The sequence below is a fragment of the Acidovorax sp. GW101-11A03 genome (assembly GCF_059424825.1).
In genome coordinates, this window is the sequence record NZ_JBWKZU010000037.1 from 26,539 (window position 1) to 48,443 (window position 21,905).

The following is a 21,905-nucleotide window of genomic DNA, read 5'->3' on the forward strand; positions in this document are numbered from 1 at the left end:
GCTGGCGCCAGTTGTTCAATTTGTCTATACAACTTTCAGGGTACCACTTCCATGTTTCAAGCCTTTGACAACCCGGGGCCGGGCCGCCCCCTGGGCCGCGTGCAGTGGATGGCGCTGCTGGCCCGGGCGCCGCTGGGGCTGCTCGAATCTGCCTTGCACGAGCATGCCACGCGCCCCGCGCGCTGGCTGCGTGCGCCAGAGACCGGCCTGATGATGGTGCAGGGCCGCGCTGGTGGCACGGGTGAGCGCTTCAACCTCGGCGAGGTCACCGTCACCCGCTGCGCGTTGCGTGTGACCGATGCATCCGATGCTGCCGAGGCCACTGTAGGCGTGGCCTACGTGCTGGGCCGTTCGCACCGGCAGGTGCAACTGGCCGCGCTGGCCGACGCCCTGCTGCAAGACCCTGTTCAGCAACCGGTGCTGGACGCACAACTGCTCGAACCCATCCGCACCCACCTGCGCACCACCCAGGCCGAGCGCCAGGCCCGTGCCGCCAGCACCAAGGTGGACTTCTTTACCGTGGCGCGCGAGAGCGGTTCTGACAACGATGAGGAGACCGAATGAGCACGACCCCCTTGGCATCCCTGGGTGCCGGATTCTCGAGCGAAGCCTTTGGCAGCCAGGCGGTGTTCCGCGCCGCGCTGCAGGCGCTGTCGCATCCTGGCCGGACGGTGGCGGTGGAGCACGACGCTCAGACACCCTCCGTGGGGCATGCTGCATCGGCTGCCGTGCTGCTGGCGCTGCTCGACAGCGAATGCACGCTGTGGCTCTCGCCCAGGCTGGTAGCCAGTGATGCCGGTGCCTGGCTGCGCTTTCACACAGGCTGTACTTTGGTGGCCGACGCTGCGCAAGCCCGTTTTGTGTGGGTGGCGCAGGGTGATGCGCTGCCGGCCCTGAACCGTCTGGCCCTGGGCACCGACATCTACCCCGACCAGTCAGCGACTTGCGTGGTCGATGTATCGCGTGCCGCCACCACGGTGGACGCGAGTGATGCGTGGCACTTGCGTGGCCCCGGCATCCAGGAGGTGGCGGCCTTGCAGGTGGATGGTTTGCCCGACGACTTCGAGGCCCAGTGGGCGGCCAACCATGGAGTGTTTCCACGCGGTGTGGATCTGCTGCTGGCCACTGCAGACCACATCGTGGGTCTGCCACGCACCACGCGGGCAACGCGCGGTGCCACTGCCCTTCAGGAGGCCTGAGCATGTACGTAGCCGTCAAAGGCGGAGAAGCCGCCATTCTCAACAGCTACCAGTTGCTGGCGCGCCAGCGCCGGGGCGATGCCGCACAGCCCGAACTCTCGGTGGCGCAGATCCGCCAGCAGCTCAAGCTGGCCGTGGACAGGGTGATGACCGAGGGCTCTGTATACGACACCGAACTGGCGGCCCTCGCCATCAAGCAGGCCGCTGGCGACTTGGTGGAAGCCATCTTCTTGCTGCGCGCCTACCGTGCCACGCTGCCGCGCCTGGGCACCACCTGCCCGCTGGACACCAGCCGCATGGCACTGGACCGGCGCATCTCCGCCACCTTCAAGGACCTGCCGGGTGGCCAGGTGCTGGGCCCCACCTACGACTACACGCAGCGCCTGCTCGACTTCAAGCTGCTGGCCGAAGGCACGGTGACGCCACCTGCCGCTGCGGCAGCGGCGGTGCCCCCCGGTCACACGCCGCGCGTGGTGGACCTGCTCAACCAGGAAGGCTTGATCGAGACCCGCCCCGTGCCCCCGGGCGACCCCGCGCCCACCGACCTGACCCGCGAGCCGCTGCGCTTTCCCGCCAACCGGGCCACGCGCCTGCAAAACCTGGCGCGCGGCGACGAGGGCTTCCTGCTCGCCATGGCGTATTCCACGCAGCGCGGTTACTCGCACTCGCACCCGTTTGTGGGTGAGGTGCGCCTGGGCACGGTGGCGGTGGAGATCGAACCCGAAGAGCTGGGCTTTGCCATCGACATCGGTGACATCGAGATCACCGAATGCGAAATGGTGAACCAGTTTGCGGGCAGCAAGAGCCAGCCCCCGCAGTTCACGCGCGGCTATGGCCTGGCGTTTGGCCACAGCGAGCGCAAGGCGATGGCCATGAGCTTGGTGGACCGAGCCCTGCGTGCCGATGAGCTGGGTGAACCGGTGGAGTCGCCCGCGCAGATGCAGGAATTTGTGCTGGGCCACAGCGACAGCCTGGAGGCGTCTGGCTTCGTGCAGCACCTGAAGTTGCCGCACTACGTGGACTTTCAGTCCGAACTGGAGCTGGTGCGCAAGATGCGCGCCGCTGCCGCCCACCCCACCACCCCCGCCGAGGAGGATGCCGCATGAACGCGCCCATGGAACCCGCCGTGATGGGCTTGCCCGCCGACGCCGCACCGGTGGACGGCCACTTCAACTTTGCCTACCTGGACGAGCGCACCAAGCGCATGATCCGCCGCGCCATCCTCAAGGCCGTGGCCATCCCCGGCTACCAGGTGCCGTTTGGCTCCCGCGAAATGCCGCTGCCCTATGGCTGGGGCACGGGCGGCATCCAGGTCACCGCGTCCATCATCGGCCCAGAGGACTGCCTCAAGGTCATCGACCAGGGATCGGACGACACGGTCAACGCGGTCAACATCCGCCGCTTCTTCGAGCGCACCACGGCCGTGGCGACCACCACCCGCACGCGCGAGGCCACGCTGATCCAGACGCGCCACCGCATCCCCGAGACACCGCTGGCCGAAGGCCAGGTCATCGTCTACCAGGTGCCAGTGCCCGAGCCCATGCAGCGCCTGGAGCCGCGGGAGACCGAAACGCGCACTCTGCATGGCCTGGCCGAGTACGGGCTCATGCACGTCAAGCTCTACGAAGACATCGCGCGCTACGGCCACATTGCCACCACCTACGACTACCCCGTGCTGGTCAACGGCCGCTATGTGATGGCGCCGTCGCCCATCCCCAAGTTCGACAACCCCAAGATGCACATGAACCCCGCGCTGCAGCTGTTTGGCGCGGGCCGCGAAAAGCGCATCTATGCCGTGCCGCCCTATACGCCGGTGGAGAGCCTTGGTTTTGAGGACCACCCGTTCGAGGTGCAACGCTGGGATGCTGCTTGCGCGCTGTGTGGCGCCACCGACAGCTTTCTGGACGAGGTCATCATCGACGACCAGGGCGGGCGCATGCATGTCTGTTCCGATTCGGACTACTGCCACGAGCGCCAGGCGCAGCAGGCCGAAACGGCGCAGGTGGAAGGCGGCGCGGCATGAGCGCCGTGCACATTCGCGAAGCCCGGCAGGCCGACCTGGAGAGCGTGCTGGTGCTGTATGCCGCCATTGAAGACAGCCCGTCCGACGTGCTGACCCTGGAAGAAGCCCAGGCCGTGTGGGCCCAGTTCGCACGTTACCCCAGCTACCGCCTGTGGGTGGCCTGCGACCCCGCGCAGCACGGCGCTGTGGTGGGCACCTATGCGCTGCTCGTCATGCACAACCTGGCGCACCGGGGCACGCCCTCGGCCATCGTGGAAGACGTGGTAGTGGCACAGGACCAGCAGGGCCGAGGCATTGGCCGCCAGATGATGGCCCACGCCATGCAGCAGGCGCGCGACGCGGGCTGCTACAAGCTCGCGCTCTCGTCCAACGCCCGCCGCAAGGGCGCGCATGCCTTCTATGAATCCCTGGGCTTTGCGCAGCATGGCCTGAGCTTTGTTGTCGAGACCCTCACATGAATCACCCCGAACCTCCTGCGCCGCTGCTCAGCGTGCGCAACGTCAGCAAGCGCTATGGCGACCGCGTGGCGCTGCAAGGCGCGTCCTTCGACCTGTGGCCCGGCGAGGTGCTCGCTGTGGTGGGCGAGTCGGGCTCCGGCAAGTCCACGCTGCTCAATGCCATTGCAGCACGCAGCGCCCCGGACGAAGGCACAGTGCAGTTCCGCCAGCGCAGCGGAGAGCTGCAGGACATCTATGCCATGACCGAAGCCCAGCAGCGCCTGCTGGCCCGCACCGACTGGGGCTTTGTGCACCAGAACGCGGCAGACGGCCTGCGCATGGATGTATCCGCCGGTGCCAACGTGGGCGAGCGCCTCATGGGCCTGGGCGAGCGCCACTACGGCCGCCTGCGCGCCACGGCCACGGAATGGCTGCAGCGTGTCGAGATCGATGCGGCGCGCATCGACGATGCACCGCGCACGTTTTCGGGCGGCATGCGCCAGCGCCTGCAGATTGCGCGCAACCTCGTCACCCAGCCCCGCCTGGTGTTCATGGACGAACCCACCTCGGGCCTCGATGTATCAGTGCAGGCGCGCCTGCTGGACCTGCTGCGCCAGCTCACGCGGCAGATGCAGTTGGCGGCCATTGTGGTCACGCACGACCTGGCCGTGGCACGCCTGCTGGCCCACCGCATGGTGGTCATGCAACGCGGCCGCGTGGTCGAAGCGGGCCTGACCGACCAGGTGCTCGACGACCCGCAACACCCTTATACCCAGCTCCTCGTTTCTTCGGTACTGCAGCCATGAACCAGCCTTCCATTACGCCTATTCTCCAGATGCAAGGGGTGGCCAAGCGCTTCACCCTGCACCACCAGAACGGCATCGAACTGCCCGTGCTCGCCCACGTGGACCTGGCCGTGCAGCCCGGTGAATGTGTGGTGCTGGACGGACCCTCGGGCATGGGCAAGAGCACGCTGCTCAAGATGATCTACGCCAACTACCGCGCCAATGCAGGCCGCATCACCGTGCGCTCGGCCGACGGCGCCGTGGTGGATGTGACGCAGGCCACGCCGCGTGCGCTGGTGCAGCTGCGGCGCGACACCGTGGGCTATGTGAGCCAGTTCCTGCGGGTCATTCCGCGCGTTTCAGCCCTGGATGTGGTGGCCGAGCCGCTGGCCGAAGACGCGGGCGACGACCCTACGGGCATCGAGGCCGCGCGCGAGGCAGCCCGCCAGTGGTTGACCCGCCTGCGCATTCCCGAGCGGCTGTGGCACCTGCCGCCCGCTACCTTCTCGGGCGGGGAGCAGCAGCGCATCAACATTGCCCGCAACATGATCAAGCCCAAGCCTTTGCTGCTGCTGGACGAGCCCACCGCATCGCTCGACGCGGCCAATACCGAGACCGTGATCACCATGATCCGTGAGGCCGTGGCGCGCGGCGCGGCCCTGGTGGGCATTTTTCACGACGCGCAGGTGGGGGCCGCCGTGGCCACGCGCCGCGTGAACGTGGGTGACTTCCGGGGAGCATCGGCATGACAGCGACCGTGTTCAAGAACGCCCGCATGGTGCTGCCGGGCGAAGTGGTGCAGGGCAGCCTGCAGGTGGAGGGCGGGCGCATTGCGTCGCTGGACAGCGGGGCCACCTCAGCTTTGCAAGGTATCGACCTGGGGGGCGACTACCTGCTGCCCGGGCTGGTCGAAATCCACACCGACAACTTCGAGCGCCACCTGATGCCGCGACCCAAGGTGCAATGGGCCGAGATGCCCGCACTGCTGGCGCACGACGCCGAGATTGCGGCTGCAGGCATCACCACGGTGCTGGACGCGCTGGGCGTGGGCGAGGCCGATGTGGAAAGCCTGCGCGGCAGCGCCTGGAACCGCGTGCTCGACACCATCGACACCTGCACCGAGCGCAACCTGCTGCGGGCCGACCACCACCTGCATGTGCGCTGTGAGCTGCCCGCGCCCAACACCATCGACCTGTTCGAGCCCTTCCACGGCCGCCCGCGCCTGTCGCTGATCTCGCTGATGGACCACACCCCGGGTCAGCGCCAGTGGGAGAACATCGAGCAGGCGCGCACCTACTACACCGGCAAGAAAGGCTGGAGCGCCGAGAAGTTCGAGCGCCAGGTGGCGCACGCGGCCACACTGCAGGCGCAGTACGCCGAGCCGCACCGCGCGTACTTCGTGGATTACTGCCGCACACACGGCATCTCGCTGGCCAGCCACGACGACACCACGGTGGCCCATGTGGAGCAGGCCCATGCCGAAGGGGCCGCGATGTCGGAGTTCCCGACCACACTGGCCGCAGCCCAGGCTGCGCACGAGCGGGGGCTGCTCACCGTGATGGGCGGGCCCAACGTGGTGCGCGGTGGTTCGCATTCGGGCAACGTGGCGGCGGCCGACCTGGCGCGCAGGGGGCTGCTGGACATCCTCTCGTCCGACTATGTGCCCGGCAGCCTGCTGAGCGCGGTGATGCGGCTGGTACAGGACGACATCCTGCCGCTGCCGCAGGCAGTGGCCACCGTCACCCGCAACCCCGCCAAGGCGGCAGGCATGGTGGACCGGGGCGCGCTGGCGCCCGGCCTGCGGGCCGACCTGGTGCAGGTGCACATGGCCGAGCTACCCGATGGCGGCCGCCAGGCCGTGGTGCGGGGCGTGTGGCGCGAAGGGCAGCGGGTGCTCTAGGGCCACCTCTGACATCCAAACTTCTCCCAACTGTCAAAGCACTGTCACGCCCCGCAACCACACTCCGGTTGTCTAGACGACTTCTTCCGTTTCCAAATCATCCGTGTCGTTGTTGCTTCGCCTTGCCGTGCTACAGCACTGTCTGCGGCTTTGCGCCTAGACACGAATGATTTGGAAACGGAATTAACCCCCCAAGGAGGCTGCCATGACCGCCGCACTGCACATCCACCAACTGAACAAGCATTTCGCCAATGGCAAACACGCCCTGCGCGACATCAACCTCACCGTGCAACGCGGCGAGATGGTGGCGCTGATTGGTGCCTCGGGCTCGGGCAAATCCACCCTGCTGCGCCATGTGGCGGGCCTGGTGGTAGCCGATGCGGCCAGCGATTCGCTGATCGAGGTGGATGGCCGCTGCGTGCAGCAGGGCGGACGCATCCACAGCGACATCCGCAAGGTGCGTTCGCAGGTGGGCTTTGTGTTCCAGCAGTTCAACCTGGTGGACCGCTTGCCCGTGTTGATGAACGTGCTGGTGGGCCTGCTGCACCGCACGCCCTGGTGGCGCGGCTGGTTGCGCATGTTCAAGCCGCAGGAGCGCGCGCTGGCGCTGGAAGCGCTGCACCGCGTGGGCATTGCCGAGTGCCACGCGCAGCGTGCGTCCACCCTGTCGGGCGGGCAGCAGCAGCGCGCGGCCATTGCCCGCACGCTGGTGCAGGGCGCCAAGGTGGTGCTGGCCGACGAGCCCATCGCCTCGCTGGACCCCGAATCCTCCCGCAAGGTCATGGACATCCTGGCGCGCATCAACCGCGAAGACCGCTGCACCGTCATTGTGTCGCTGCATCAGGTGGATGTGGCCATCAAGTATTGCCCGCGTGTGGTGGCCTTGCACCATGGGCAGGTGGTGTACGACGGCCCTTCGGCGGCCCTTACGCCCGCTTTGCTGCGGGGCCTGTATGGCGTTCAGGCCGACGAAATCCTCTCGGATGCATCCAGCGCCCACCCTGCACCTGCGCATGCACCTGTGCCTGCGCCCCAATGGTCGCCCGCCATGGTGCAGGCCGCCTGATCGGTGATTCGGTTCTCTTCATTTCCTTTCTCTGGAGCTTTCAACATGTTCAAGAAACTGTGTGCTGCCCTGACACTCGGGCTGGGATTGACCACGGGCGCGTTGGCCCAGGACATCAACTTCGGCATGATCTCGACCGAGGCCACGCAAAACCTCAAGGCCGACTGGCAGCCCCTGCTGGACGACATGGCCAAGCAGACGGGCCTGAAGATCAACGCCTTCTTCGCGTCCGACTACGCAGGCCTGATCGAAGCCATGCGCTTCAACAAGATGCAGGTGGCCTGGCTGGGCAACAAGTCGGCGATGGAAGCCGTGGACCGCGCCAACGGCGAAGTCTTTGCGCAGATGGTGAATGCCGACGGCACCCAGGGCTACTACTCGCACCTGATCGTGCACAAGGACAGCCCCCTGGCCAGCCTGGACGACGTGCTCAAGAACGGCAAGTCGCTGAGCTTCGGCAATGGCGACCCCAACTCCACCTCGGGCTTTCTGGTGCCTGGCTACTACGCGTTTGCGCAGAACAAGATCGATGCGAAGACGCACTTCAAGATCACGCGCAGCGCCAACCACGAGACCAACGCGCTGGCCGTGGCCAACAAGCAGGTGGATGTGGCCACCAACAACAGCGAAAACCTGGAAAAGATCAAGGAACGCCAGCCCGAGAAGTTCAAGGACATCAAGATCGTCTGGACTTCGCCGCTGATTGCTCTGGACCCGCTGGTGATGCGCAAGGACCTGCCTGAGCCGCTGAAGGCCAAGATCAAGGACTTCTTCTACAACTACGCCAAGACCGATGCGCGCGAGAAGGAGATCGTGATGAAGATCTCCAAGCTGTCGGGCTTCAAGCCCTCGACCAACGCGCAGCTCATGCCCATCCGCCAGCTTGACCTGTTTGGCAAGCGCAACAAGATCGAGGCCGACGCCACCTTGGCCGATGCCGACAAGAAGACCCGCCTGGCCGAGATCGACCAGCAGCTGGCGTCCCTGAAGTAAGCCGGTACCCAAGCAGCGCGTCCAGCCAGCCACCACCATGTCTTCTGCACTGACCCCATCGCTCGCAAACCTCGCGAGCACTGCAGCGCCCAAGCGCAGCCTCGCCTGGTATCTCTCCTGGGGCATCCTGCTCGTGGTGCTGGCCGCTTCGTGGAAGGGCGCCGACATGCGCCCGCTCGATCTCGTCCGCGACTCGGGCAACATGGCCCAGTACGCGGCCGAGTTCTTTCCGCCCAATTTCTCGCAGTGGCCGATCTACGTGCAGGAGATGCTGGTTACGCTGCAGATTGCCCTGTGGGGCACGGCGCTCGCGGTGGTCACGGCCATTCCGCTGGCGCTGCTGGCCTCGTCCAACATTGCGCCTTGGTGGGTGAACCAGCCTGTGCGCCGCGTGCTCGACGCGTGCCGCGCCATCAACGAAATGGTGTTTGCCATGCTGTTCGTGGTGGCCGTCGGCCTGGGGCCATTTGCGGGCGTGCTGGCGCTGTGGATCCACACCTCGGGCACCTTGGCCAAGCTGTTCTCCGAAGCCGTGGAGGCGATTGACCCACAGCCGGTGGAAGGCATCCGTTCCACCGGTGCGAGCGCACTGCACGAAATCATCTACGGCGTGATCCCGCAGGTCATGCCGCTGTGGATCTCGTACACGCTCTACCGCTTCGAGGCCAACGTGCGCTCGGCCTCGGTCGTGGGCATGGTCGGCGCTGGTGGCATCGGCGTGGTGCTGTGGGAAATCATCCGGGGCTTCCAGTACGCCGAGACCTGCGCCGTGATGCTCATCATCGTGGTCACGGTGAGCATGATCGACCTGGTGTCGGCCCGCATCCGCAAGGCCTTGGTCTGATAAGGAAAGACGATGGCATTGAGCCTTGAAGACGTTGCCCACCTGCTTGCCACGCGGGGCGTGAACCAGTACGGCCGCGAGGCGGTCAACCAGCTGGAGCATGCGCTGCAGTGTGCACAGTGGGCCGAAAAATCAGGTGAAACCCCGGCCACTGTCGTCGCTGCCCTGCTGCACGACCTGGGCCACCTGCTGGCGCCCGGGGGCGACACGGCCGAGCAGGACGACCTGCACCAGTACATGGCCATCCCGTTCTTGCGGGGCCTGCTGCCCGACGCGGTGCTGGAGCCCATCCGCTTGCATGTGGATGCCAAGCGCTACCTGTGCACCATGGAGCCGGGGTACTGGGAGACGCTCTCGCCCGCATCCCAGCACAGCCTGGTGCTGCAGGGCGGGCCCTTCACGCCCAAAGAGGCGATGCAGTTTGCGGCCCAGCCCTTTGCGCAGGAGGCCATCCGCCTGCGCCGCTATGACGACCATGCCAAGGTGCCGGGGCTGGTCACGCCCCCGCTGGGCTACTACATGGCGCTGGTGCAGCGCCTGGTGCAGGCCCCGGCGGCTGTTGCCACTGCGGCGGACCGCGCTCCGGTAGCGGCGTAAACAGCCGCGCGGCGGGACCGGGGCCACCGCCCTGCATCAGCCGCCCTTGTCGCCATTCACCCAGCCCAGGTCCAGCGGCCGGTCCTCGAATTCGGTGTTCAGGACCACGGTGCTCGTGGTGCGCGCCACGCCGGGAATCGCCTTGATCTGGTAGAGCACGTCCTCCAGCCCGCGCGCGTGCGTGGTGCGGATCTTGGCCAGGAAGTCGTGCTCGCCAGCCACGCTGTGCAACTCCTCCACCTGGGGGATACCGCGCAGGCGCGGCGCAATGTCGCGGCAGTGCGCGCCGCCATCGTTGCGGATCGCCACAAACGCGGTGAAGTTCAGCCCCACGCGTTCCGGGTCCACGCTGATCGAAAACCGGCGAATCACGCCCTTGTCCAGCAGCTTCTTCACGCGCTCATGCACGGCGGCGGTGGACAGCCCCACTTCAGCCCCCACATCGGCATAGGAACGTCGGCCATCGGTGCCCAGTGCCGAAATAATTCTGGCGTCCATGTCGTCTGTCTGAATATTTGCTTGCATAGCCGCTTGTTTTTGGTAAAAATTCCGAAAACCTTGCGGTTTCCATAAATTATTCGGTCAGGTGAAGAATATGCCGACAATTTTCAATGCGCAAGCCCGCGCACAACGCAACGGGGCGGTTGCCATGGCACTGCTGCTGGTCTACATCGTCTGGGGCACAACCTATTTCGCCATCGGTATTGCGCTGCAGAGCATGCCGCCACTGCTGATGAATGCCATCCGTTTTCTGTGCGCCGGTGGCGTGATGCTGCTGATTGCGCTGTGGCAAGGCCATGCATTGCCCACGTGGGGGCAATGGCGCAACTCGGCGGTGGTGGGTGGCTGCATGGTGTTTTTGGCCATGAACCTGATGGGTTTTGCGCAAAAGCTCGGCATCGGCTCGGGCCTGATGGCCACGGTGGTCACTACCATGCCCATGTGGCTGGCGCTGTGGTCGCGCTGGGGCGGCGAGCGCGTGCCGTTCACCAGCTGGATCGGCCTGGCGCTGGGCGTGGTGGGCGCACTGCTGCTGGCGCTGGAAGGCGACTTTTCCGCCACCTGGCTGGGTGCGCTACTGGCCTTTGGCGCGCCGCTGTGCTGGAGCGTGGGCTCGTATGCATCGCGCAAGCTGTCGCTCCCCGCGCCCGCCATGGCATCGGCCGCGCAGTGGTTTGCGGGGGGCGCCATGGGGCTGGTGGTGGCGTTGTGGTTTGAGCCGTTGAGCGCCCTGGGCCAGGTCACTGCCAAGTCGTGGGCGGCGTGGGTCTATCTGCTGGTGTTTGGTACCTTGGTGGCGCTCAATGCATATCTATGGCTGCTGCAGAACACGTCCGCAGCGTTGGCGGGGAGCTATTCGTTCGTGAACCCTGCGGTGGCTTTGCTGGTGGGCGTGGCGCTGGGGGGCGAGCTGCTCACGGGCTGGGTGTTTGCCGCGCTGCCGTTGATTGGGGCGGCGCTGGCGTTCATTCTGTACGGGCAAGCGCTGCAGCGGTGGCTGGAAAAGCTCAGTCCGGGATTACAGCGGTTGCTTCAATCTCGATCTTCGCGCGCTCTTCCATGAGCCCCGCCACCTGCACGCAGGCCATGGCCGGAAAGTTCTTGCCCAGCACCTCTCGGTAGACCGCGCCCAGCTCCTTCAAGCGGCTGTTGTATTCGTTGCGGTCGGTCACGTACCAGGTCAGCCGCACCAGGTGCTCGGGGCCTGCGCCGCCAGCCTCCAGCACCGCCCGCACATTCAGCAGCGTCTGCCTCGTCTGGTCGATGAAGTCGTCGCTTTCAAACTGTTGCTGCGCATTCCAGCCGATCTGGCCGCCGGTAAAGACCATGGTGCCGCGTGCGGCCACGCCGTTGGCGTAGCCCTTGGGGGTGACCCAGCCTTCGGGCTGCAAAAGGGTGTTTTTCATCGTCATGTTGTTTTTGTGGAATTGGGCGAAGCGGCGGAGGGTGATGCAGCCGCACCCTGGCGCAGCTTGAAGCGCTGCAGCTTGCCGGTTTCGGTGCGGGGCAAGGCCGCGACGAACTCCACCAGGCGCGGGTATTTGAACGGAGCAATGGTGGCTTTCACATGGTCCTGCAGCGTCTTGACCATGGCGGCGTCGCCCGTGTGCCCGGGCTTCAGGACGCAGATGGCCTTGACCACCATGCCGCGCTCCTCGTCGGGCACGCCGATCACGCCGCACTCGGCCACGGCCGGGTGGCGCAGCAGGGCGTCTTCCACCTCGGGGCCGCCCACGTTGTAGCCGGCGGTGATGATCATGTCGTCATCGCGCGCCTGGTAGAAGAAGTAGCCGTCGGCGTCTTGGGTGAACGCATCGCCGGGGTAGTTCCAGCCATCCTTTACATACTTGGCCTGGCGCGGGTCGTCGAGGTACTTGCAGCCCGTGGGGCCGATCACCGCGAGCTTGCCCACTGTGCCGCGTGGCACCTCGTGGCCGTCGTCGTCCACCACCTTGGCGGTGTATCCGGGCACCACCTTGCCGATGGCGCCGCGCCGGCTCTCACCGCCGGGCGAGGAAATGAAGATGTGGAACATTTCGGTGGCGCCAATGCCGTCCGTCATGTCCAGGCCGGTCGCCTCTTTCCACAGCTGGCGTGTGGCGTCCGGCAGGCCCTCGCCCGCGCTCACGCTGGTGCGCAACTGGGGCAGGCCGATCTGCTTGGCAAAGGGTGCCATCTGGCGGTAGAAAGTGGGCGCGGTGTAGCAGATGGTCACGCCCGCATCGCGCATCAGCCGCACCATGGTTTCGGGTGTATAGGGCTGGTCGGGGAAGTACACGCTGGCCCCGGCCCACATCGGAAACACCAGCAAGCCGCCCAGGCCAAACGTGAACGCCAGGGGCGGCGAGCCCGCCACGATGTCATCGGGTGTGGCCTTGAGTACATGGCGCGGCCAGGCCTCGCAGCCTGCCAGCACATCGCGGTGCGTGTGCACGGCGGCCTTGGGTGCGCCGGTGGTGCCGGAGGTGAAGGCCATCAGCGCGATGTCGTCGGCCGACGTGGGGCAGGGCGGTGTGGTGCCGGGCTTGCCCTGCGCGCGCTGCAGCAGGTCGGCCGCATCCGGCGCCGTGTGGAAGGGCACGATGGTGGCGAGCACGGGGTGCTGCGTCTGCGCGGCCTGCAGCTCGGCCAACAGGCGGCCGTCGCACAGTGCCAGCGTGGGCTGGGCGCGGTCGATGATGCTGCCCAGTTCCACCGCGCGCAGCAGCGGCATGGTGGCCACCGCCACCAGCCCCGCATAGACGGTACCCAGCCAGGCCAGCGCCATCTCCACCGTGTTGCCACCGCGCAGCAGCACGCGGTTGCCGGGCACCAGGCCGTGGTCCTGCGTCAGCACCTCGGCAATGCGCGCGGCCTCGGTGCGGGCGTCGCGGTAGGTGTACGTGCGGTGCGGGCCGCGCAACAGGGGGCGGTCGATGTGGCCCGCACGTTCGGCCTGGTCGAACAGCGCCTGCACCAGGTTGGCCTGGTTGGCGATCTGCAGCTCGGGCAGGTCGTAGCGCAGTGTGGGCCAGGCCTCGGGCGGCGGCAGGCGGTCGTGCACGAAGTGGTCGGGCTGGGCGGAGGGGGCTTTCATGCGATTACTCCTGCAGAACGGCCTTGCCGATGATGAGCTGCTGCACTTCGGTCGCGCCTTCGTAAATGCGCAGCGAGCGGATGTCGCGGTACAGCGATTCGACCTTGCTGCCCACTTCCACGCCGCGCCCGCCATGCAGTTGCAGCGCCATGTCGATCACGCGCTGGGCGCTTTCGGTGGCGGTCATCTTGGCCATGGCTGCTTCTGCGGTGACGCGCGCCTGGCCGGTGTCGCGCAGCCAGGCCGCGCGGTAGGTGAGCAGCGCGGCACTGTCCACCAGCGCAGCCATCTCGCCCAGCTTGGCCTGCGTGAGCTGGAAGTCCGCGAGCGTCTGGCCGAACATGCGGCGCTGGCGGGCGTGGTGCACCGCCTCGGCCAGTGCGCGGCGGGCCATGCCCAGGGCGGCAGCGGCGACCGATGCGCGGAAGATGTCGAGCGTGCGCATGGCCAGCTTGAAGCCGCCGTTCTCCTCGCCCAGCAGCGCAGTGGCAGGCACTTTGCAGTTGGAGAACTCCAGCGTGGCCAGCGGGTGCGGCGCCATCACATGGATGTGGCGCGAGGTGTCGAGCCCCGGCGTGTTCGCATCGACGATGAAGGCGCTGATGCCGCGCGTGCCCCCGGCCGGGTCGGTCTTGGCGAACACGCAGTAAAAGTCGGCAATGCCGCCGTTGCTGATCCAGGTCTTGGTTCCGGTCAAGGAATATGAGTCTTTTAGGCCGTTACCGCCTGATGGGTATGCGCTTTCAGCTATTGTTTTCATAGCGCCTACGTCCGAGCCAGCCTCAGGTTCGGAGAGCGCAAACGCGGCGATCAGCTCACCGCGTGCCACGCCCTGCAGGTAGTGCGCCTGCTGCGCGGAGCTGCCCGCCAGCGTGATCGCGCCGCTGCCCAGCCCCTGCATCGCAAACGCAAAGTCGGCCAGCGGCGAGTGGTAGGCCAGCGTCTCACGCAGCAGCACCAGCGCACGCGAGTCCAGCGCGGGCAGCGCGCCGCCATGGGCGGCGGGCACACAGTAGCGCAGCCAGCCGCCCGTGCCCAGGCGCTGCACCCAGTCGCGGCAGGCGGCGCGGTCGTCGGTTTCATCGACCTGCTGTGCGGCAGCCCAGGGCACCAGGCCCTCGGCCAGCGCGCGGTGGGCGTCGTCGAAGAAGGGCAGGGCCAGGTGCGCCGTCGAGGGCGGGCGGGGGGCCGGGGGCGTTGCAACGTGCATGGGTTCAATCTCCCTGGAACACGGGCTTTTGCTTGGCGGCGAACGCTTCGTAGGCGCGGCGGAAGTCTTCGGTCTGCATGCAGATAGCCTGGGCCTGCGCTTCGGCTTCGATGGCCTGCTCAATGGTCATGCTCCACTCCTGGCTCAGCATGGTCTTGGTCATACCGTGGGCGAAGGTGGGGCCATCGGCCAGCGCGCGCGCGGTGGCCTGCACGTTGGCCAGCAGGTCGGCACTTTCGTGCAAATCGTTGAAGAACCCCCAGGCCAGGCCTTCGTGCGCCGTCATCGCGCGGCCGGTGAACAGCAGTTCGCTCGCGCGGCCCTGGCCGATCATGCGGGGCAGCAGCGCACAGGCACCCATGTCGGCCCCGGCCAAGCCCACGCGGGTGAACAAGAAGGCGGTCTTGGTGGCCTCGGTGCCGTAGCGCATGTCGCAGGCCAGCGCCATCATCGCGCCCGCACCGGCACAGATGCCGTCGATGGCGCCCAGCACGGGCTGCGGGCAGGCGCGCATGGCTTTGACCAGGTCGCCCGTCATGCGCGTGAACTCGAGCAGCTCGGGCATGGTCATGGTGGTCAGCGGGCCGATGATCTCGTGCACGTCGCCGCCCGAGCAGAAGTTGCCGCCCGCGCCCGTGACCACGATGGCCTTCACGTCGGTGGCAAAGCGCAGCGCGTAGAAGAAGTCGCGCAGCTCGGCATAGCTCTGGAAGGTGAGCGGGTTCTTGCGGTCCGGCCGGTTCAGTGTGACGGTGCCCACGCCATCGGCAAAGCTCCAGGCAAAGTGCTCAGCGACATAGCTGGCCTGCGGGTTGAACTGCTCGCGCATGGGGTTGCTCGCGCCGATGTAGTGCTTCATTCCGTTGTCTCCAGAGAATTATTTTGTGTGTGCTCTTTCACCTTGCCCAGCAGGCGGTACAAGGTGGCGATGTCGCGTTCGCCCAGCGTGGCAAAGGCTTCGACGATCCACTGCTCGTGCTGGCGCGCCATGGTGTTGAACTGCGCGCGGCCTTGCGGCGTGAGGCGCACCAGGTACGCGCGGCGGTCGCCCTCCACGTCCATGCGCTCGACCAGCCCCTCGGCCACGAGCTGGTCGGTGATGCCGGTGATGTTGCCGCTCGTCACCATCATGCGGCGTGAGAGTTCTTTCATCTTCATGCCGTCCGGCGCGCGCTCCAGTTGCGCCATCAGGTCAAAGCGCGGCAAGGTGGTATCGAACTGCGCACGCAAGTGGCTGCGCACCTGCTTTTCGATGAGCTGGGTGCAGGTGAGCAGGCGCAGCCACAGGCGCAGGGCTTCGGGGTGTTCGCTGGGGGCGGCGCCGTGCAGGCGGGCTTCGAGGTCCATGGGGGTTTACTCGATGGCTGCGGGTTTGGTGGATTCCTGCGCCGGTGCGCCCTGCGCGGCCATCTGCTTTTGTTTGGCGATCTCGCGCAGCATCTGGTCGCGGCCGCTGTGGTATTGCACCGGCCAGTCGGTGTGGGCGGCGGCTACGGGGCTCAGCTGCGCGGCGGCGTGCAGTGTCCAGGCCGGGTCGGCCAGGTGCGGGCGGGCAATGGCACACAGGTCGGCGCGGCCGGCCGCGATGATGCTGTTCGCGTGGTCGGCCTCGGTGATCGCGCCCACCGCCATGGTGGCAATGCCCACCTCGTTGCGGATGCGGTCGGCAAACGGTGTCTGGTACATGCGGCCATACACGGGCCGTGAGTCGCGCGTGGTCTGGCCGGAGGACACGTCGATCAGGTCGGCGCCTGCGGCCTTGAACAAGCGCGCGATGGCAATGGCGTCGTCGGCGGTGTTGCCATCGGGGAGCCAGTCGTGGGCCGAGATGCGCACAGAGAGCGGCTTGTCGGCGGGCCACACGGCGCGCAGCGCGGTCAGCACCTCCAGCGGGTAGCGGCAACGGTTCTCCAGGCTGCCGCCGTATTCATCGGTGCGCTGATTGGTGGCGGGGCTCAAGAAGCTGGCCAGCAGGTAGCCGTGTGCGCAATGCAGCTCCAGCCAGTCAAAACCGCAGGCCACGGCGCGGCGGGCGCTGTCCACAAACGCGGCGGTCACACGGTCCATGTCGGCGCGGGTCATGGCGGCAGGGGTCTGGTTCTGCGCGCCGTAGGCGAGGGGGCTGGCGGCCAGCAGGGGCCAGTTGCCGCTCTCCAAGGGCTCGTCCGTGCCCTCCCAGCCGACACGCGTGGAGCCTTTGGGGCCGCTGTGGCCTAGCTGCAGGCCGATCTTGGCCGTGCTGCTGCCATGCACAAAGTTCACGATGCGCGTGAAGGCGGCTTGCTGCGCATCGTTCCACAGGCCGGGGCAGGCGGGGGTGATGCGGCCCTCGGGCGTGGGGCTGGTCATCTCGACCATCACCAGGGCGGCGCCGCCCAGCGCGCGCGCGCCCAGGTGCACCAGGTGGAAGTCCTGCGGCACGCCCTCAACCGCGCTGTAGGTGGCCATGGGCGAGACGACGATGCGGTTCTTGAGCGTGAGGCCCTTGAGCGTGAAAGGCGTGAGCATGGGCGGAATCGCCGCCTTGCCGCGTGCGAGCCAGGCCTCGTAACCCTCCAGCCACGCCGCATCGCGCAGCCGCAGGTTCTCGTGGCTGATGCGCTGGCTGCGCGTGAGCAGCGAGTACGTGAACTGCTCGATGGGCATGCCGGTGTAGCGCGCCACGTTTTCAAACCATTCCGTAGAGTTGCGCGCCGCATTCTGGATCTTGAGCACCTCCACGCTGCGGCGCGCCTCGTAGTGCTGCAGCACGTCGTCGATGGGCAGGCCGGTGGCGAACTCGTTGGCGAGGTCGATGGCGTCTTCCAGCGCGAGCTTGGTGCCGCTGCCAATCGAGAAATGCGCCGTGTGCGCGGCATCGCCCATCAGCACGATGGGCACCTGCTTGCCGCCGATGGGTTCACGGTGCACCCAGGTGTTGCAGATCACGCGCGGAAAGCGGATCCAGTTGGCCGAGCCGCGCAGGTGTGTGGCGTTGCTGATGAGGGCGTTGCCGTCCAGATACTTCGCGAAGAGCTTTTCGCAAAATGCAATCGCCTGGGGTTGTTCCATGGCGTCCAGGCCGTGGGCCTTCCACACGGCCTCGGGCGTTTCGACGATGAAGGTGGAGGTGTCGGCGTCGAACTGGTAGGCATGGGCCTGGAACCAGCCATGCTCGGTCTGCTCGAAAGCAAACGTAAAAGCGTCGAATTTTTTCTTGGTGCCCAGCCACACGAAGCGGCACTGGCGCAGGTCGATGTCGGGCCGGTAGACGCTGGCGTAGCGGGTGCGGATGCGGCTGTTGAGGCCATCGCTCGCGATCACCAGGTCGGCGTTGTACTGGGCGGCCAGCGCCTGGTCGTCGGCCACGTCCGTCTCGAACACCAGCTCCACGCCCAGCGCCAGGCACCGGTCCTGCAGGATGTTGAGCAGCCGCTTGCGGCCGATGCCGCAGAAGCCGTGGCCGGTGGAGCGCACGCTGCGCCCCTTGAAAAACACCTCGATATCGTCCCAGTGGTTGAACGCGTCGCCGATCAGGGCTGCCGTGGGCGCGTCGGCCGCCTGCAGGTTGGCCAGCGTCTGGTCCGACAGCACCACGCCCCAGCCGAAGGTATCGAACGGCCGGTTGCGCTCGACCACCGTGATGCGGTGCGCGGGGTTCTGCTGCTTCATCAGCAGGGCGAAATAGAGACCGGCGGGCCCGCCGCCAATGCAGAGGATGTTCATGTCAAAATAGTTTAGACCTAAACAAACTGCTGTCAATGGGGGGTTCCCGTGCGGGTCTTTGGGGGCACCCCGGCCTGTCCGGCGCACAATCAAGGGCCTAGGGGGCATGCGTTTGCACGCCCTTTTGTGACCTGACCTGAGAAGGCTTTCCTATCCCATGCTTTACAAATTCAAGTCCCGCGCCGCCGCCGATCTGATCATGCTGGAACCCCAGGGGCGGCAGATCGTGACCATCATGGGCAAGACCCCCGGGCCGAGCGGAATCGTGACTGCCGCCCAGATTCCTGCGGCCATTGCCGCGCTGGAGGCGGCGGTGGCCGCCGAAGAGGCGCAGCCATCGGGGGATGAAGCGGGTGAAGAGGTGACCGAACGAGAGCGCATGGAGGCCGTGCGCCTGCGCCAGCGCGTGGCGCCCTTCATCGAGATGCTGCGCCGCAGTGCCGCCGAGCAGGTGGATGTGGTCTGGGGGGTGTAGCCATGGCCTCGGTCTTCCCACCCCTTGCCGTGGTGCAGGCGCAGTTGGATGCCTACAACGCCAAGGACATCGACGCGCTGCTGGCCACCTATGCCCCCGATGCCGAGCAGTATGTGCTGCACGGTGAGCGTCTGGCCCAGGGCCATGCGCAGATGCGGGAGCGGTTTCTGGCGCGCTTTGCCGAGCCCGACCTGCATGCGCGCCTGCTGTCGCGCACCGTGGTGGGCGCCATGGTGGTGGACTATGAGCTGATCACCCGCAATTTCCCCGAGGGCCTGGGCACGGTGGAAATGTTGTGTGTTTACGAGGTGGTGGGTGGGCGCATCCAGCGGGCATCGTTCGCCACCGGGGCCAAGCGCCTGGGGCCCCCTGCGCTGCCTGCAGGCTGATCGCGCACCCTGACGGGGCTGTGCCCCCTGTCTGTATCAGTCCACCTTGGCGCCCGAGGTCTTTACCACCTGCGCCCATTTCCGGTGTTCGTTGTCGATGTGTTTGGCAAAGTCGGCCGGGGTGTTGCCGCCGGGGATGGCGCCCTGGGCCAGCAGCCGTTCCTTCATGGCCGGTGTAGCCAGGGACTTGGCGACCTCCTGCTGGATGCGGTTCACGATGTCGGGCGGTGTGCCCGCGGGGGCCAGCAGGCCGAACCAGGAGCTGGCCTCATAACCCTTGAGTGTGGGGCCGCCTGCCTGCTCGACCGTGGGCACGTCGGGCAAGGCCCCCGAGCGCTCTGCGCTGGTCACGGCCAGCGCAACCAGCTTGCCCGCCTTGATCTGCGCCATGGACGAGGGCAGGTTGTCGAACATCACGTCGGCGTTGCCCGCCACCATGTCCAGGAGCGCCGGTCCCGAGCCCCGGTAGGGCAGGTGCAGCATGAAGGTGCCGGTCATGCTCTTGAACAGCTCGCCTGCCAGATGGATGGAGGTGCCGTTGCCGCTCGATGCCATGTTCATCTTGCCGGGGCTGGCCTTGGCCACGCGGATGAAGTCCTGCACATTGGTCACGCCCAGGGCCTTGGCCTTGTCGGTGTTCATCACCATCACGTTGGGCACGGCGGCCACCAGGGTGATGGGCACAAAGTCCTTGATGGGGTCGTAGGGCAGCTTGGCATACAGCGCGCGGTTGATGCCGTGGGTGCCCACCGTGCCCATGAGCAGGGTGTAGCCGTCGCCGGGTGATTTGGCCACCACCTCGGCGCCCACATTGCCGCCAGCGCCTGCGCGGTTGTCCACGATGAACTGCTGGCCGAAGGCCTTGGACAGCTCCGGCGCCATGGCGCGCGCCAGGATGTCGGTGGTACCCCCAGGCGCAAACGGCACCACGATGCGCACGGGCTTGGTCGGCCAGCCCGCACCTGCAGGGGCGGCCGCCTGGGCATGGGCCGTGCCCGGTGCCAGCAGCGCACCGGCGGCGGCCACGGCCAGTGCGCCCAGCGCGCTCAGGGTGAAGGCCAGGGCCACGGCCTTGCGGCGGCTGCGCGCATGGGCGCGGGCCTGGATCTGCGCGCTGGAGCGCGCCGGGGTGCGAAAGTCGTGTGCTTGTGCCATGGAAGCCATTCCTCGTTGAAACCAGTGGAAGCTGCGCCGCTGCCTGTGCTTGATCGGCGTGTCTGCCCTCTGTTCTACGCGGGTGTGTGCGGCCCGGGCAGATGGGATTACCCGAGGGTGTCGCGACCTTGCAAGTCGTCGCGCGTGTCGCCGTGATGGGCCAGTCGGGGTGCCGCAACGGGGCATCAAAAAAAGAAAGCCACCGGGCCGTGGGGCGCGGTGGCTGGAGGAGGGCGGTGATGCGATGCCGCGCCGCCCGGTTGGGCAGCGCTGCTGCCAGGTCAGTCGGCGTAGGTGCCGGCGGCCTTGATCACGGCGCCCCACTTGTCGATTTCGGCGGCCACAAACTTCTTGTGCTCGGGGCCGTCCACGCGCTTGTCGGTCACGACCACGGCGCCCAGGGCTTCCTGCTTCTTGATGAACTCGGGGTCCTTCAGAGCGGTCTTGAGGGCGTCGTTGATCTTCTTCTGCACATCGGCAGGCGTGCCCTTGGGCGCGTACAGGCCGTGCCAGATGCTCACGTTGAAGTCCTTCAGGCCCGATTCAGCCAGCGTGGGCAAGTCCTTCAGGGCGGGCGTGGTCAGGCGCTTGGCGGTGGTCACGGCATAGGCCTTGACCTTCTTGCCTTCGATCTGCGAGGTGGTGTTGGTGGTCTGGTCGCACAGCAGGTCGATCTGGCCGCCAATCAGGTCGGTGATTGCGGGGGCGGTGCCCTTGTAGGGAACGGCAGTCATGTCCACCTGCATGGCGCTCTGGAACATCAGGCCGCACAGGTGCGACGCAGCGCCCAGGCCGGCGTTGCCCAGGTTGATCTTGCCCTTGTTCTGCTGGATCCAGGCCGTGAGTTCCTTGAAGTTGTTCGCGGGCATGGTGGGGCGCGCGATCAGCGTCATGGGCACTTCGTTGACCATGCCCAGGTATTCAAAGTCGTTGGGCACACTGAACGAGAGCTTGCGGTACAGCGCAGGCATGGTGGACATGCCAATGTGGTTGAGCAGCAGCGTGTAGCCATCGGGGGTGGCGCGGGCTACGCGGGCGGCGCCGATGGAGCTGCCCGCACCGGCGGTGTTGTCTACGACCACGGTGGCGCCCAGGGGCTTGCGCAGTGCTTCGGCCAGGTCACGGGCCACGCGATCAGTGGGGCCACCGGCGGCAAAGGGCACCACGATGGTGACGGTCTTGTCCTTGGCGGGGAACTCTTGGGCACTGGCGCCAAAGGCAGCGGCTGCGGCGGCAGCGATCAGTGCGAGTTTCAGCATCTTTTTCATGGTCTCTCCTGTAAATGACGGGCCATGATAGCGAGGGGGATTTGCGGAAACATTGCGGATAGTACGTAGCACACTGGTGGCATGGTTTTTAAGCTCTACAGGCCTGTTGCGCTCGTCTGTATTGCCTTGTACGCTATCAATAATATAGCGATTGTTAGGGTAAACACTGCGGTTCCCCGGCGCGCCAAATGGGCATGAAGTGGACATGTCTTGCGCTGCCGCAAACCCGTCTCCTCCGGGGCGAAAACCCGCAGCGGGCCCCTGAAACCGGCACCTGCCAAT

General features: G+C 66.6%; 24 protein-coding genes. 15 read left to right on the top strand and 9 right to left on the bottom strand.

From position 1 onward, the window contains the following. Nucleotides 1-51: 51 nt before the first annotated feature. The 12 genes from phnG to AC07Z7_RS15960 all read left to right on the top strand — a co-directional run bounded on the left by phnG (nt 52) and on the right by AC07Z7_RS15960 (nt 9,844). Nucleotides 52-564 carry a phosphonate C-P lyase system protein PhnG gene (gene phnG / locus AC07Z7_RS15905; RefSeq protein WP_494766853.1) on the top strand — a complete coding sequence of 171 codons (513 nt, stop codon included), beginning with the start codon at nt 52-54 and terminating at the stop codon, nt 562-564. Beyond that, entirely contained in the window at nt 561-1,199 is a 639-nt protein-coding gene (gene phnH, locus AC07Z7_RS15910) for a phosphonate C-P lyase system protein PhnH (RefSeq protein WP_494766854.1), read from the top strand. Before phnG ends, phnH begins: the two co-directional genes overlap by 4 nt. A gap of 2 nt (nt 1,200-1,201) precedes the next feature. Continuing rightward, a complete protein-coding gene (locus AC07Z7_RS15915; RefSeq protein ID WP_494766855.1) occupies nt 1,202-2,305 on the top strand; it encodes a carbon-phosphorus lyase complex subunit in 1,104 nt (367 codons plus the stop codon). Beyond that, nucleotides 2,302-3,222, top strand: a complete 921-nt coding sequence (locus AC07Z7_RS15920) for an alpha-D-ribose 1-methylphosphonate 5-phosphate C-P-lyase PhnJ (RefSeq protein ID WP_494766856.1) — start codon at nt 2,302-2,304, stop codon at nt 3,220-3,222. The genes AC07Z7_RS15915 and AC07Z7_RS15920 overlap by 4 nt, the downstream gene beginning before the upstream one ends. Next, nucleotides 3,219-3,680, top strand: coding sequence for a GNAT family N-acetyltransferase (locus tag AC07Z7_RS15925; RefSeq protein ID WP_494766857.1), 462 nt, complete (start codon nt 3,219-3,221; stop codon nt 3,678-3,680). The genes AC07Z7_RS15920 and AC07Z7_RS15925 overlap by 4 nt, the downstream gene beginning before the upstream one ends. After that, nucleotides 3,677-4,465, top strand: a complete 789-nt coding sequence (gene phnK, locus AC07Z7_RS15930) for a phosphonate C-P lyase system protein PhnK (RefSeq protein WP_252659784.1) — start codon at nt 3,677-3,679, stop codon at nt 4,463-4,465. The genes AC07Z7_RS15925 and phnK overlap by 4 nt, the downstream gene beginning before the upstream one ends. Beyond that, entirely contained in the window at nt 4,462-5,193 is a 732-nt protein-coding gene (gene phnL / locus AC07Z7_RS15935; RefSeq protein ID WP_494766858.1) for a phosphonate C-P lyase system protein PhnL, read from the top strand. Before phnK ends, phnL begins: the two co-directional genes overlap by 4 nt. Further along, nucleotides 5,190-6,344, top strand: a complete 1,155-nt coding sequence (locus AC07Z7_RS15940; RefSeq protein ID WP_494766859.1) for an alpha-D-ribose 1-methylphosphonate 5-triphosphate diphosphatase — start codon at nt 5,190-5,192, stop codon at nt 6,342-6,344. Before phnL ends, AC07Z7_RS15940 begins: the two co-directional genes overlap by 4 nt. 205 nt (nt 6,345-6,549) lie before the next feature. Continuing rightward, entirely contained in the window at nt 6,550-7,410 is an 861-nt protein-coding gene (gene phnC / locus AC07Z7_RS15945; protein WP_494766860.1) for a phosphonate ABC transporter ATP-binding protein, read from the top strand. Between the two features lie 45 nt (nt 7,411-7,455). Next, the gene (gene phnD, locus AC07Z7_RS15950; protein WP_494766861.1) at nt 7,456-8,403 is read left to right on the top strand and encodes a phosphonate ABC transporter substrate-binding protein; all 948 of its coding nucleotides are present in this window, start codon (nt 7,456-7,458) and stop codon (nt 8,401-8,403) included. A gap of 37 nt (nt 8,404-8,440) precedes the next feature. After that, complete coding sequence (gene phnE / locus AC07Z7_RS15955) at nt 8,441-9,247, top strand: phosphonate ABC transporter, permease protein PhnE (protein ID WP_252659789.1); 807 nt, start codon at nt 8,441-8,443, stop codon at nt 9,245-9,247. Between the two features lie 12 nt (nt 9,248-9,259). After that, entirely contained in the window at nt 9,260-9,844 is a 585-nt protein-coding gene (locus AC07Z7_RS15960) for a phosphonate degradation HD-domain oxygenase (RefSeq protein WP_494766862.1), read from the top strand. Between the two features lie 36 nt (nt 9,845-9,880). On the opposite strand, the gene AC07Z7_RS15965 is transcribed toward AC07Z7_RS15960, so the two are convergent. Further along, nucleotides 9,881-10,342 carry an Lrp/AsnC family transcriptional regulator gene (locus AC07Z7_RS15965; protein ID WP_494766863.1) on the bottom strand — a complete coding sequence of 154 codons (462 nt, stop codon included), beginning with the start codon at nt 10,340-10,342 and terminating at the stop codon, nt 9,881-9,883. A gap of 97 nt (nt 10,343-10,439) precedes the next feature. Between AC07Z7_RS15965 and AC07Z7_RS15970 the strand changes: the two genes are divergently transcribed. Then, nucleotides 10,440-11,408: an EamA family transporter gene (locus tag AC07Z7_RS15970; RefSeq protein ID WP_494766864.1), complete on the top strand. Its 969-nt coding sequence runs from the start codon at nt 10,440-10,442 to the stop codon at nt 11,406-11,408. Here the strand turns inward: AC07Z7_RS15970 and AC07Z7_RS15975 are convergent. The 6 genes from AC07Z7_RS15975 to AC07Z7_RS16000 are packed head-to-tail and all read right to left on the bottom strand — an operon-like array spanning nt 11,353 to nt 18,336. Further along, on the bottom strand, nt 11,353-11,751 hold the full coding sequence (locus tag AC07Z7_RS15975) for a RidA family protein (RefSeq protein ID WP_055400021.1): 399 nt from the start codon (nt 11,749-11,751) through the stop codon (nt 11,353-11,355). The two genes, AC07Z7_RS15970 and AC07Z7_RS15975, sit on opposite strands and share 56 nt — an antisense overlap. A gap of 2 nt (nt 11,752-11,753) precedes the next feature. Continuing rightward, on the bottom strand, nt 11,754-13,421 hold the full coding sequence (locus AC07Z7_RS15980; protein ID WP_494766865.1) for an AMP-binding protein: 1,668 nt from the start codon (nt 13,419-13,421) through the stop codon (nt 11,754-11,756). A gap of 4 nt (nt 13,422-13,425) precedes the next feature. After that, complete coding sequence (locus tag AC07Z7_RS15985; RefSeq protein WP_494766866.1) at nt 13,426-14,631, bottom strand: acyl-CoA dehydrogenase family protein; 1,206 nt, start codon at nt 14,629-14,631, stop codon at nt 13,426-13,428. 4 nt (nt 14,632-14,635) lie between these two features. Further along, nucleotides 14,636-15,490 (bottom strand): enoyl-CoA hydratase family protein, encoded by an 855-nt coding sequence (locus AC07Z7_RS15990; RefSeq protein ID WP_494766867.1) that lies wholly within the window; start codon nt 15,488-15,490, stop codon nt 14,636-14,638. Next, nucleotides 15,487-15,978, bottom strand: a complete 492-nt coding sequence (locus AC07Z7_RS15995) for a MarR family winged helix-turn-helix transcriptional regulator (RefSeq protein WP_494766868.1) — start codon at nt 15,976-15,978, stop codon at nt 15,487-15,489. The genes AC07Z7_RS15990 and AC07Z7_RS15995 overlap by 4 nt, the downstream gene beginning before the upstream one ends. A 6-nt stretch (nt 15,979-15,984) precedes the next feature. Beyond that, complete coding sequence (locus AC07Z7_RS16000; protein ID WP_494766869.1) at nt 15,985-18,336, bottom strand: bifunctional salicylyl-CoA 5-hydroxylase/oxidoreductase; 2,352 nt, start codon at nt 18,334-18,336, stop codon at nt 15,985-15,987. Nucleotides 18,337-18,493: 157 nt separating this feature from the next. Between AC07Z7_RS16000 and AC07Z7_RS16005 the strand changes: the two genes are divergently transcribed. Both AC07Z7_RS16005 and AC07Z7_RS16010 read left to right on the top strand, forming a co-directional pair. Next, nucleotides 18,494-18,811, top strand: coding sequence for a DUF1840 domain-containing protein (locus AC07Z7_RS16005; RefSeq protein ID WP_494766870.1), 318 nt, complete (start codon nt 18,494-18,496; stop codon nt 18,809-18,811). Nucleotides 18,812-18,813: 2 nt separating this feature from the next. Then, entirely contained in the window at nt 18,814-19,200 is a 387-nt protein-coding gene (locus AC07Z7_RS16010) for a nuclear transport factor 2 family protein (RefSeq protein ID WP_494766871.1), read from the top strand. A 36-nt stretch (nt 19,201-19,236) separates the two neighbouring features. Here AC07Z7_RS16010 and AC07Z7_RS16015 read toward each other — a convergent pair whose 3' ends face one another. Further along, complete coding sequence (locus tag AC07Z7_RS16015) at nt 19,237-20,355, bottom strand: Bug family tripartite tricarboxylate transporter substrate binding protein (RefSeq protein WP_494766872.1); 1,119 nt, start codon at nt 20,353-20,355, stop codon at nt 19,237-19,239. A gap of 281 nt (nt 20,356-20,636) precedes the next feature. Further along, the gene (locus AC07Z7_RS16020; protein ID WP_094289167.1) at nt 20,637-21,623 is read right to left on the bottom strand and encodes a tripartite tricarboxylate transporter substrate-binding protein; all 987 of its coding nucleotides are present in this window, start codon (nt 21,621-21,623) and stop codon (nt 20,637-20,639) included. Nucleotides 21,624-21,905: the final 282 nt, after the last annotated feature.